Below are 12,890 nucleotides of genomic sequence, written 5' to 3' on the forward strand. Positions count from 1 at the left end.
GTTCGGCTACCGGCGGATGGCGGCCTGGCTTGGCGTGGGGGAGGCCCGGGTCCGGCGCCTGTGGCGTTCGCTGGGTCGGAGTTGAACTCGCCCTTCAATTCATGTGATGAAGGGGGTCTTTCAGGGACGACCACTTATTGCTTCCGTTCTGGAACAATCGGCCCAAGGGTCTTCAGCATGCGAGCCGCCCCCTCATTGCCATGCTTTGCGGCGCGTTTTAGCCAAAACTCAACCCGATGCGGCGAGTACATCCATGACTCCTTATCAGCATGACACCTCGCCAAATTGAGTTCCCCTTCATCGTTACCATTCTCCGCCGAAATTGCATACCAATAGCATCGATCCTTAGGGGCAATATATGCCGCTATTGCATTTGCCGCACGTCCTGAACCCGAATAAGCAACATCCCTGAAAAGCGGGAAATTATCGTCATCGATCGCCTTCCCACGGATATCTTCTTCATCGATAAACGTCACAGCATTCAATTTTTTAAGCTCGCCAATTGCAAATCCCTCCCCTTGCTCGACGGACCTTTCAAACCAAAATTTCGCACGGATAAGAGAATATCTTGAGTACAGCTTGCTTGAATAACAAGATCCTGATCCATGCTGCCCGATACGATCTTCGTTCTGAGCCGAAATCAAATACCAATAGCATTCGTAATCCATTCCCCTAGCGTTCTCCATGTAGTAGGTAGACACGGAGTTCGCATATTTCCCATCGCCGGAATACGCCAGCGCTTTGAACGCCGGCAAGTCTGACCTTGCCGGCATCTGCCTGTAAAATTTCGGAAAGGTTCCATCCCACTCTTTCATATAACCAGAGTCCACGTCCTGATAATCAATCGGACATCCAGCCAACGAAAGAAATGCTACCACTGCTGTTATTTGAACCAATTTCCGATAATTTCCGACCACGGACATCCTCCTGGGCAAAATTTGATCCACTCTTGCGGCGATCCAATGACGCGCTGTGCAGTACCGCCAACATAGACTCCTTCACCAGCAATGAAACGCCCATCACTATAGAAGAAAACAAACCCACTCGGCGCTACAACTGGAACCTTCAATATCTCCGCAAGCTGTGCCGCGAATGAAACAGGACCGCTGCCTGTCCGACAACTCAAAAGAAGCACTGCGCGCTTACCTTTGAAATTCGGGTCTTTCCTTATCAGCTCAGCAAGCGCCTCTGGTGTGATACGAACATTATCCGGCGACCTCATCTCTGTTGGCGTACCGTGGCCTGCAACCGTGTACACGCCTTCCGGAGAAACGAACTTGTCGGCAGCAATATTGAAATTTGTCAAGCTCCCGGGAAGTCGATGGAACAGTTCCATCTCAACCCGAAGGCCGAGCGAGTCCTTCCAATTGAACGGGTTCTCTATTGCATAGCCGTATGAGGCAATGCCTCCATTCAACCCAATCGGGTCACTCTCGACATACCTCCCTGTCGCCGGATCGTAGTCCCGGAAGTAGTTGTAGTTCATCCCCGACGCACTGTCGTACCGCTGCCCCGGGAACCGCATGTCGAACACGAGCGCGGTGCCGTCGCCGTCCGGGTCCTGCACCGGCGCCGTGTCGCCGAACGCCTCGCCAGCCAGGTCCCAACGCCACACCGCCACGTTGCGCACCGGGTCGATCACGACCCGCGGACTGCCGAGGGCATCGGGCTCGACGTAATGCAGCTTCTGCCCGGTGCTGGCGCCCGTCAACAGCCCCACCGGCAGGTCGCCGAACCACACGACCTGCTGCAGCGGCTGCCCAGCCGCGCTGTAGTCGCCCAGCCAGCGGCCGTCCGGGGCGTAGAGCGTCAGCACCGTCTGCCCGCCCGCCGTCTTGCTCACGCGCTCGCCACGGCCGTTGTAGCCGTAGCTCGCGGTCTGCGCGCCGCCGGCCTTCACCGCCGCCATCCGCCCCGCCTGGTTGTAGACGAACTCCTTCGTGGTGCCGCCGATCGAGGTCGTGTTGCCCATCGCGTCATAACCGCGCGCGACGCCCGCCACGTTCTGCAGCTTGTGATCCGTCGTGCCATAGCCATAGGCCTGCGGCGCGCCCTGCGTGCGGCTGGTCCGGTTGCCGGTCGCGTCGTAGGTGTAGGCCTGCAACACTGCGGTCGTCGTCCCGTCCTGCGCGCTGGTCAGCCGGTTCAAGGCGTCGTAGCCGTACGCCCGCAGCGGCGGATCGGCCTGGTACCCGTCGCGCAGCCACTTCAGGTTGCCGACCTCGTCGAACTGGTAGCCCAGACTCAGGCCGCCCGCCGCCGTGTCCTGCACGATGCCCGGCTGGCCGTTGAGGTTGAGGGTGCGGGTCATCACTCGCGCGTTGCCCCATGTCCACTGCGCCACCGGCCCGAACGGGTGGTAGATCGACGACGACAGCAGCGTCTGTCGCGTACCGCCGAGCGGCGTGACTCCGACGCCGGTGGTCCGCCCAAGACTGTCGCGCACGAAGTCCACAACCGTGCCGTCCGGGTAGGTCATCGACGCCAGTCGGCCGTTGGCGAGGACGGACCACTGGAGCGTGAGCACCTGTCCGTTTGTCCTCTGGACCTTGCGGACCAGATCCCCGAAGCGGTTGTAGCAGTAGCTGGTGCTGCCGCTGCCGTCGCTCATCTTCGCCAAACGGCTGGTCAGGAATGTCTCGCCTGCCGCGCAGTCGGCCGTGGGCGTGTCGTACTCATAGGCCACGTCCTCGGCCGTGCCCGGGTAGTCCCCGCTGATCGGTCGATTCAGCTCGTCGTACTGGGTCGTCACCGTCACCTGCCGCGCATCGGTGGCCGACGTGCGGTTGCCGGCGGCGTCGTAGTCGCTGGTCGCGATGCCCGTATCCGGGCTCTCCAACTGCTTCAGGTCGTCGAAGCCGTCGTAGGTGTAGATCGTGTCCAGACCCTTCGGGTCGGTCACGCGCGCGACCCGGTCGAGGGCGTCGTACTGGACGTGGGTCTGCGCGGCAATGCCGCCCACGTCGGCGACGGTCAGCGTGGTCCGCCCCAGCGGGTCGTTCGTGGTGTCGGTCTTGCGTTGCAACGCATCGGTCGTGCGTGTTGGCAGGCCCTCGGCGTCATACTCGAACGTCGTCGCATGGTTGTAGGCATCGACTTGGCTGTTCAGACGGCCCAGCGTGTCGTAGGTCCGGCCAAGAGTGCGGCGTATCGTGCCTGTGGCATCGACGACGCTCTCACCAATCCGGTCGCCCGCTGCGTTGAGGGTGTACTGGATCGTGTTGCCGCGGTTGTCGCCGACCGTGGTCAGCCGCTGTGCGGCATCGTAGGTGAAGGCTGCCTCCATGCCGTCGGATTGCAGGACGCGCTTGATCGCGCCGAAGGGGTAGTACCAGAACCGCGTGATCCGGTCGTCGCTCTCGCTGGCGCCATTCGCGCCGCGCACCTTCTGCGCTGTCGTCCAGCCGCGCGTGTTGTACTCCAGGTCCGTGGTCACGCCGGTCACGTCGACCAGCGACTTAGGCCGGCCTGCGCCGTCCCGGCTGGCAATCTCGATGGTGTGGTTCAGCGTGTTCGTGGTCTTCCACAGGTCGCCCTTGCGCCACGGGCACGTCGTCGGCGCCGCCGCGCAGGTCGCTTCATCCGCCATGCGATAGGTGTAGGTCACCACGTCGAGCACGTCCGTGCGCGGCCCGTCGACCGACTTGAGCAATCCGATCGTCGGACAGGTACCCGCGGTCACGTCGGCCGACTCGCAGTAGGTGTACGTCACCGACCTCACCGCGAGGGTCGTCGGGTCGATTCGGCTCACCGTGGCGACCTGGTTGCGGGCGTTGTAGGTCCAGACCAGTTTCGCGCGCAGCGTGCCCGCGGCATCGAACACGCGATGCTGGAGCATGCGCCCGCTGACCGGGTCACGATCCACCTCCGTCCGCCGCTGCTCCGGCGTGCCGAAGGCCTCGACCGTGGCCGTCCGGAAGGCACCGGTGTACTCGTAGCGCGTGGTCACGCCACGGGCATCGATCATCGACTGCATGCGCCCATCGGTGCCGTAGCTGTACGAGCGCCCGCCGGCGCTGTCGCTCAGGCCCACGATGCGGCGATAGACGCTCGACTGGATGGTGTAGCTATCGCTGCCATTGGAGGCCGTCTGCACGACGGCCGCATCCTCGTTGGGGTAGCTGACCTGGGTCAGTTCGTTCGGGCTGCCCAGCATCCGGCTGGCGGTCACGCGGCCGCGGGCGTCGTACGAGAACGAGGCGATGCGCTGGCTGAACTCGTCGACGATACCGGTCAGCAGATGCTTCTGGTCCGTCGCGCCCGCCAGTCCCGCTTCGTTGTAGTAGTAGAACCGCGTCGTCCAGTCGGGGTTGAGGACGCTGGTCAGGTTGCGGTCGGCGTCGTAGTTGTAGAGGTACTCGTTGCCATCCGGCAGCGTGATCCGCTGCAGCATGTTGTTGGCGTAGTTGAAGCGCAGCACCCGCCCCTGCCCGTCGGTGACGGTCGAGATCGCCTTGTCGGTGTAGGCGATGGTCACGTCATTGAGCGGGTCCTCCGGATGCCGCACCGCGATGAGGTAGCCGTTGAGATCGAACTCGCGCGTCTCGCCGTCCGGCATCCACAGGCGCCAGCCGATGCCGTTGGCGTTGACCCGCTCCAGTACCCGGTCGACGGAGGTCTGACCGCGGTAGCGATTGCCGCTGACCAGCGTATACCCCTCGTAGTTGCCCTGCTCGTCGATGTGGAGATAAGGCTCGGTCGTCGTACCCGTGAGGATCCGGTCGCTCCAGGTGTGGTTCCAGGCGACGGCGAAGAAGCGGTCGTTGCGAAACTGGCGCAACGAGCGGTAGTAGCGGGTGAACGTGGTGCCGGCGAAGGTGAAGTCAGGCTCCTGTCGCTGCTTCTCGCCGGTCGCCGGGTAGACCGGGTGGGGGCTGCCGGCGCAGGTCGCGCACTGGCGAATCTGGGTGATGATGTTGGCGACATCGTGATTGCGGGCGCCACAGACGAGGCCCTGCAGCACCTTGTCCTCAGTCGCGTTCGCGAACAGTGGTGTGTAGCCGGTGACGCAGTAGAACGGGCGCTTCTTGGCGACAGACCAGGTCGTGGACTTGGTCGTTCCATTGATGCAGTTGGCCGTGGTCTTGTACCAGCGCAGCGAGTAATCGGCGAGGCCGCGCGTCGAGGTGCCGTTGGAGATGATCCCGAGGGTCGTGCTGAAGTCCTGCGTGATCGTGCTGCCAGTGACGGTGCAGCCGGGCCATGCCGCCTGGAATCGGCTCTCGCCGGTGGCGACGAACTGGTCCATGCTGGCGCACCAGTTCGGGAGCGCACTCTGGTCGTCGCCCAGCGTACAGGTGCCGTCACTGGTGCCGACGAAGCCGTAGTTGGCGTAGTACGACGGTTGCCGGACATCATTGGCCGGGCGATCGCGCAGCCAATACTGCATGTAGATCGTGGTCGACGAGACCGGCAGGGTCTGCACGTGTTCAAGGTAAGCCTCTGCACCGTAGTAGTTGAAGGCGGCGGGCAATGACGCTTCGGCCTCCTCCAGCGAGTAGTAGCAGCCGGCAACGGTGCAGTACGTGGGCTGTGGCGTGGTCGGCGTGCTCTGCGCCATCGCGCCGACGGCGGCCACCACGGCGAGCTTCACCGCCAGGATGAAGCCGAACCAGCGGCGGGCGTTGGAGCGGCTGCGGGTAGCCGCCGGGTTGTGGTCTGTACTCATCGAGATACCTCCCTCGTCGAATCGATCGTAGGCAAATCGGGTGAACGCATTTGCCGAAGACAACGTGTTGGTGATGGAACCGGGGCTAACGCTGAACTGGCCGACCCGCGGAATGCCGGTGGCGATGGATGGCGAAGACCACGATCGCGACCAGCACGACCATCGAAGCGATCCAGCTGAACGCGATCAACGCCACTGCAAGGCGAACAAAGAACTGCACGAATCTGCCCCCTCCTCGCAATCAAATGGACGGGATCCCGTCCGTGGAACCGTTGGCGCTGCGCCTAGCGCGCGCCCATCCGCATGGCAGGTCCCTGCCCCTCGTCGAAGTCCTGCGCCTGCATGCGCGCCATGTCCTGCTCCTGCCCCTGCTGGCGCGTCTGCATCGCCGCCTGGGCCACGGACGAGGATTGCTCGACCGACTGCGACAGCGCCTGTTCGACGTTCACCGCGATCCGGCGATGACCGGGATCGTCGAGCGCGCCCTGCACGAGAAACACGGTTTCGGGGCGACCGGTCTGCGGATCGATCTTGTTGCCGGGCACCACGTGATCCACGCCGGTGAAGTTCCAGCCCGGGGTGGATACCGCCTGCGCCACGGCCGCGGCGCCAAGCGCCTCGCGCTCGCGCTCGCTCAGGCCCGCCATGCCGGGCACGGTACCGGCCTTCTCCATCGCGTGCTGCGACTGGAGGTAGAGCCCGTGCGCAGGATGCGTGGGGGCGGTCATCCCGGGCGCGGCGCGCTCTGGCTCGGCGACATCGCGCTCGTCGTCGCGATCCGGCCTGCGCCCACCCGCGACCAGCTTCGGTGCAGTGGGTGACGGCAGAACGTCGGGCTCGGGCTGCCGCATCTCCCGCGCCGTCGCCGCGACCTCGTGCGCCGGCGGCGGCACGGTGCGCTCGAAGGCCTCGCGCGTCGGCTCCGGGGCCGTGGCGTTGATCGACTCCGCGCGATCGACCGACGCACGCTGCGGACTCGGCGCGTGCGCGACGGCCGACTGCGTGTCCTGGTCCGCGATGCCGGTCGCCGGCAGATCGTGGGCGGTCTGGAACTGGCGCACCGCGTGTTCGGTTTCGGGGCCGTACTGCCCGTTCTGCGGCAGCGGTTCGCCCGCCGGGCCGCGATAGCCCTGCCGGTCGAGCCGGAACTGCAGCAGTTCGACCTGGTCGCCGCGAGCGCCGGGACGCAGGGCATCGTCAGGTGCCGAAGCGTCGACGCGCGGCTCGGTGGACGCCGCAGGCGCCCGCGGTTCCGGTTCGGGGGAGAAAACCGGTGCCGCTTCCGGCGCGCGCGCCGACGCTTCGGCAATGGGAGAAGACGCGTCCAATGCATCGACCGGTTCGCGTGCGACGCCATCGTCCCGTCGCCGGCCCGTGACCTGGATCGTCTCCAGTGCCGCCGTCTCCGGCTGCGACAGCCCCTGTCGATTCGCTTCACGCTGCGCCTGCGCGCGTGCGTCGCGCTCCTGCTCGGTGGCACGCTCGATGCGCTGGTCCGGCGCCTCCGGCACCGGCTGGACATCGTGGTGCCGCGCCCGCACCTCCGCCAACGCCTGGCGGATGTCCTCGCTGCTCGTCACCGCGGCGATGTGGTCGACGCCCTCGCGGTCGCGTTGCAGATGCACGATCGGGCTGTCCGCACCGATCCGGCCATCCGGCCCGGGCTTGAGCTGCACCGATCCCGGCCCCGACAGTGCGTTCTCCGCGCGCGTGCGCTGCATCGCCAGATCGATCGCTTCGCGCCACTCCGGCTGAAGCTCCGTCCCGGCGACCCGATAGCGATACATCAGTTCCTCGTGCTGGGTCGCATCCGCGGTCTTCGGGCCGCGCGGCAATGCCGTCGAGATCTCCTCCGCATGCTGCTGGAGGTTGGCCTGGAGCAGCGTGCGCGAGGCGTTCAACTCCAGCCGCAGCGCACCTTCCGCATGATCGTTGCCCGGAAGCGCCGTCCGGTGAATCCAGTCGCCATCCGGCTGGCGCTCGTAGAGCTTGCCGTCCGATGCGATCAGGCGATCGTGGTCGGTCAGCGCCGTACGCACCGCCTCGGGCATCGGGCCGTACATCTCCCAGCCGTACTGCGCGTAGGCCGCCTCGTAGCGCGCCGCGATGCCGGCGGGGCCGTTGACCACGTTCGCCTGCATCACCTCCAGCGAGGCGCGAGACAGCGCTGCGGCGCGATCCGGGCTCGCCGTCTCGACCTCGACGATGTCCAGGTCGTTGCGGTCCGCACCTGCCACGACGCGACGATGCCATTGCCCACCGTCCGCATCGAAGGTCCAAGGTGCGGGCTTGAGGCTGCCGCGATCGTGTTCGTCGGCCGGCAGGCGGAACGGGTTGGCCGGTGGTTCGGCCTCGCCCAGCGCCAGCGCCGTGGCGGTGTTCGTAGCGCGGTAGTTCAGTTCGCGCGCCTTGTCGTAGCTCGCGACCACGGCCGTTCGCGCCGGGTTGTCGGTAGCATCGAGCGTGGCATCGACCAGCCCCTGCCGTTCCCATGCGCGGCCGTTGAAGGCCCACGGCACGCCCGTGGCATCGGACTGGTGGAAGATCGCGTGGTTGTCCTGCAACTTGGCGAGTCGATCACCGACCGAACTGCCGGCCACGGCACCGGTGGCGATGAAGACCATCGCACCAGGACCGGTCTCCCAGCCCATCGCCGCACCCGCGACCGCGCCGCCAGCCCAACCGCCCATGCCGCGCGCGCCGTAGTGCGCCAGCACCGACTTGGCGGCTTCCGGGTTGTCCAGCGTCAGCTGCGCCGCGGCACGATCACCGGCGGCGGCGGCTTCGACCACGCTCAGCACGCCGCCGGCCGCGGCGACGCCGAACGTCACCTTCACCGGCAACGGCATCGGCGGCTGGTAGGCGCGCAGTTCGACGTTGGGCGAGTCCACTACACGGGCGAGCATGGCCTCGCCGGCGAGCATCGCGGGCTCCGGCGCCAACGGGCTGCGCACCACGGTGTGACCGCGCGAGACACTGCGCAACAGCGACTCGTCGACCGGCTCCGGTGCCTGCTTGACCAAGGTGACAACCTGGCCGGGCGCGGCAAGATGCGAATGATCCGGGACGAGTTGGGTGACTTCACCTTCGGGCGTGTCGCGACCGATCCTGGGGTAGTGCCGGAACAGCACGCTGCCCTCGGTCGAATGGTGGATCACGTTCATCCGCGGGTCCTGCGTCTCGTGCAGGCGCTGGAACAGCGGCTCGCTCGACAGCGCGTTGCGGTAGTCGATCATCAGGTTGAGGCTGCGATCCCCCAGTCCGCCGCGCAGGTAGCTGCCGCCGATATCCGAATGCACGCCGGAGACGGTGACGCTCAGGAAGCGCCCGTCCTCCGACAGGCCATCGGGCAGGATACGGTCGACCGGGAACAGCCCGCGGCGCTCGTCGGCGGCGTTGATCTGGAAGCCGGACACCACCGACGGCGGCAGGCGCCGGTCGAAGACTTCCATGTAGCCGGTCGGGACCGGATCGTAGAGGCCAACCGCCATCGGCGTGGCGCCCGGTGGCTGATGGTATTGGGTGTAGGTCAACGTGGGGTTGCCGAACTCGTCCATGCCCTCCACGACGCTCTTGGCGACAGGAATGCCGCGCTCGTGGATCATCCGGGCGACAAGCGGCACTTCACTGGCGCCGCGGCTGAAGCCCTCAAGATAGATGCTCAGTTGGGCATCGGGGTCGGCCTTGAAGATGCGCTGCGCACTCTCGACCAACTTCACGTACATCTCTTCCGCGCGCTCAAGGCTGGTGCGACCCGTGGCACCGTCCAGCTTGTTCTGGAACAGATTCGTTTGTGTTCCTGGGCCGGCGGAGTATTCAAAAGAGACGCTTCTTGTGCCTGCCGCGTTCAGAGCGCGCACATCCGCACGAAGCTTTGCCACGTTGGTCGCATGCAAAGGGTCCTGATCGACATCATTGCCCGTTCCATCCAGCAATCCGACCAGAAGATAGGAGTGAGGGTCCTTGCGGTCGAGCAGGGTCGGCGTCTGGAACCGGTACAACTGCTCGGCCGCGCCCTCATAGCGACGCACCTGATCGGGTGTCGCCAGCGTATGCGGTACGTCGTCGGTCGGCAGACCGTCTTCACCGAGCTGCACGACTTCTTTCTTCCCCCGGCCTCCCATCCTTCACCCCTTAGGTCAGTATGTCTTCGTCCACGCAAGGACTAGGTCGCGACGCTCATCGCTGCCCGGGTCATCCGGGCTCTCTCGCTCTTTCAGCACGATCCATCCCCGCATATAGACATTGATGGTGCGATCGTTGACTTCGAGCAGGATGTCGGCTGACCTTGCGTAGGGCGTCTTTTCCCATCCGGGTTTGACGTCTTCTCGCGCCACGTTGTGCAGGACGAGACGGTCCGGAAAGATGTCTTCGAGATCGATCTCGGCCTCGCGCGCCACGCCATCCAGCGCCGTCCAATAGATTTCTACAGGAGGAGGAAATCCGGGGCGCCCTAAGCTATAGCCCGCAGACCACGACTCCTTCCAATTCTCGCTAATCGGCTGACCAGATGGTTCGCTAATGTGCAGAGACATCTCTGACTTGTTGTAGTAGATGTGGCATTTGAGCGTGTTGTAACAGCATGCATCGAAGCTGAAACTATCGAACCGGATGGGCCACGGTTCTTGCGGTGCTTTCTTCTTGAACAACTTGCCCAGGATGAACATTTCGGCGCCCTCGGGATCGGTGGGGATGTCGTCGACTGCACGCGACACCGGGGATGATGCGGTGCCCGGCGATGCCGCGGCAACGGCTGTGGGCACCTTCTCGGGCAGCACCGGCCTGCGCTTCGGGATCACCGGCAAGCCGTTCAATGGCAGCAAGCCAAGTTCCTCCCGCGTCCGGGCATTGATGATGTCCATCTCGCGCAGCAGTTGCTGATCGTGTTGCCGATCCCGCTCTCGCGCGTCCTCCATCCTGATTTCTACCATTGCCCTGTCTCGCCCGTTGATACGCCATCACGTCGCACGCTCAACACCACAAGAACACCACGATGCCCAGCAACCAACGCGCCAGCCACAGCACGACTTCGGCCACCCGCTCGATCCGCGTCCGTTCCCGCTCGTCCCCCAGCTTGCGGCGCCGCAATCAAGCCGCCCTCCCGGGCCATTCACGAGATTGGTGCCAGATCCGCCAGTAGATTTCCTCGCGATGCACCGGCACCTCGCGCGGCGCGTCGATGCTGATGCGCACCTGTTGTCCGGATCGCATGCGCAGCGTGCCGCCGTAGCGGTCTTCTCCGAACAGGACATGGACCGCATCGCCGATCCGCAGGGACTCGCCGGCCAGCAGCGCAACCACGTAGCAGCGCTTGCGGCGCTGCCGGTGACGCAGGGCGGAGAGCGACTGGCCTTCGTCATCGACGATCGGCAGGTCACCAGGCGCGGCGATCGCCACCGTGTAGTGGTTCCCCGCCTTCCCGCGGATCGTCAGGCGCACGTGATCGCCGATGCGAATGCTCTCGCCCACGCGGCGGGTCAGGACCAGCATGGCCGCCTCCCCTGTTCCGTCGTGCGCGCCGGCTTGGATGTGCGGCGGCGTGGTGGCGACGTCCGCACGATCCGAAGCACCTTCGGCGGGTCGATGCGCAGTCGGACGTCCCGCAGCGCCTGCGCGCCATCGATCCGCAGGCACACGGCCTGCACGGCGATCGTCGTCGGGCCGATGGTGAAGGCGTCGCCGTCGCGCAGGGCCAGGACATGGGCGACGCGTCCGACGCCGGAAGGCGCGCTCGCGTGGAAGCCGTCCACACCGCCCAAGTCGTGGCGTACCGAGGCATCGAGGTAGACGTACAGCACATCGTCGATGCGGCCCGTCAGGTGGAGGCGGGTGTCCCGGCCGATCGTGATGGATTCGAGCAGGGTGCAGTCGAGAATGAGCATTCAGGCATCCCTCTCATGCCGGTAGGCGGCGGCCCCGGTGGTCGACGACCATGCGGGCAGCAATGCCATGGCCGTCGCGGGTGATCTCCCGCGCCGGACGCGCGCGGGTGGAACGTACACAGGCGGCGGCATGGGGAGCGCGCTGTCGACGCCCACGTGCAGGCTGTCCAGGCAGTCCGCGGCCAACTCAACCACCTCGCCCGGAAGCCAGATGCGGAACTCGTACTGGCCGAACCGGAAACGCTGGCACGCGTTCAGCCAGAACACATAGCGCCAGACCCCCTGCCGGGCCGAGACGGTGTGGACGACCTCGTCGCCAAGCATCAGGTAGATGCCCGGCGGCGCCCAGGCGCCGAAGAGGATGCGTTCCCCCTGCCGGACGTGGAGGGTGATTCCTGTCTTCTCCCCAAGTTGGAGGCTTCCCCCGATCTGGCACGTAGCGATACGCATGCTTCCCCTTCACTTGCGACCTAAGCCTGCCCCTCGTGGGCGCTTAGGCTCGCGATCCTTTGGATGTCGACTCGGGAACTGGTGCCCGGGCTGGCGACAAGAAATATCGCATTGCTAAACTTTATGCAATATACTTCTTGAACAATTTCCGCCCCCTCTGCCTATGCCGGTAGGATGCTCAACATGACCAGACACTCCGAGGCTTTCGCCGAAGCCATGAAGAGCACGGGCACGCGAAATACCGCGGTCGTGGAGCATCTTGGCGGTCGGATTTCACCGAGCGATGTCTCGAACTGGCGTGTTGGCCGCCGCCCGATGCCTGCAGAACATGCACCGGCAGTCGCCGCGCTGCTGAACGTGCAGCCTGAAGAAATCAGTCAGGCCTACGAGCGCATGGTGTTGGCGGGCCTACCGCTCACCGGGGTTCGCTCAACAGCACCCCGTCCTGCGGCAGGGCATGTGAGCTTGGACAGGCTGGAAGAATTCGGGCACCTGGACGGCCCGATGCGAATCGTGCTTCCCGATTTTCTTGTCAGACCAAGGATCGGATTGGCACCAATTCAAAACGTGCGATGGGCGTTACAGCCTTCCGAGGCAATGGAGCCGGAGATCAGGCGGCACGCGCTCGTATTGGTAGACACGAGCATGACGGAGCACGCTCATGTCGTTGATGGTAGTGCCTACGCCTACACGCTGTGGGGCCGCCCCGATATTCGACGCATCCAGATCCGGCGCGATGAGTGGTGCCTGGTACGGCACGGAAGCGGGACCGAACATACGATCGTCCCGGAGGCCGACCTCGAACACTTGCGCATCCTTGGCGCAGTCAGCGGGTGGATCAACCCTCCCTGAACTCTGGCGCTAGCTGGGAACTGGTGCTATACCAACAA

Annotated in this window: 8 protein-coding genes; 1 reads left to right on the forward strand and 7 read right to left on the reverse strand. The window is 64.9% G+C overall.

All coding sequences use genetic code 11. The annotated features are described in order from the left end of the window. Positions 1-134 precede the first annotated feature (134 nt). From ACT53Q_RS18030 to ACT53Q_RS18060, 7 genes are all read right to left on the reverse strand, one after another. Entirely contained in the window at positions 135-917 is a 783-nt protein-coding gene (locus tag ACT53Q_RS18030; protein WP_476188048.1) for an SEL1-like repeat protein, read from the reverse strand. Beyond that, a complete protein-coding gene (locus ACT53Q_RS18035; protein ID WP_476188049.1) occupies positions 884-5,668 on the reverse strand; it encodes an RHS repeat-associated core domain-containing protein in 4,785 nt (1,594 codons plus the stop codon). The genes ACT53Q_RS18030 and ACT53Q_RS18035 overlap by 34 nt, the downstream gene beginning before the upstream one ends. A gap of 284 nt (positions 5,669-5,952) precedes the next feature. Beyond that, positions 5,953-9,765: a phospholipase effector Tle1 domain-containing protein gene (locus ACT53Q_RS18040; RefSeq protein WP_476188050.1), complete on the reverse strand. Its 3,813-nt coding sequence runs from the start codon at positions 9,763-9,765 to the stop codon at positions 5,953-5,955. Between the two features lie 42 nt (positions 9,766-9,807). Further along, positions 9,808-10,599 (reverse strand): hypothetical protein, encoded by a 792-nt coding sequence (locus tag ACT53Q_RS18045; RefSeq protein WP_476188051.1) that lies wholly within the window; start codon positions 10,597-10,599, stop codon positions 9,808-9,810. A 157-nt stretch (positions 10,600-10,756) separates the two neighbouring features. Continuing rightward, on the reverse strand, positions 10,757-11,158 hold the full coding sequence (locus tag ACT53Q_RS18050) for a carbon storage regulator (protein ID WP_476188052.1): 402 nt from the start codon (positions 11,156-11,158) through the stop codon (positions 10,757-10,759). Beyond that, positions 11,146-11,550 (reverse strand): hypothetical protein, encoded by a 405-nt coding sequence (locus tag ACT53Q_RS18055; protein WP_476188053.1) that lies wholly within the window; start codon positions 11,548-11,550, stop codon positions 11,146-11,148. Before ACT53Q_RS18055 ends, ACT53Q_RS18050 begins: the two co-directional genes overlap by 13 nt. Further along, entirely contained in the window at positions 11,551-12,000 is a 450-nt protein-coding gene (locus ACT53Q_RS18060; protein ID WP_476188054.1) for a hypothetical protein, read from the reverse strand. A 183-nt stretch (positions 12,001-12,183) separates the two neighbouring features. Here ACT53Q_RS18060 and ACT53Q_RS18065 point away from each other — a divergent pair, with 183 nt between their 5' ends. Further along, positions 12,184-12,852 carry a hypothetical protein gene (locus ACT53Q_RS18065; RefSeq protein WP_476188055.1) on the forward strand — a complete coding sequence of 223 codons (669 nt, stop codon included), beginning with the start codon at positions 12,184-12,186 and terminating at the stop codon, positions 12,850-12,852. The last annotated feature ends 38 nt before the right edge of the window (positions 12,853-12,890 follow it).

This window comes from Lysobacter sp. DMC97 (assembly GCF_056313745.1).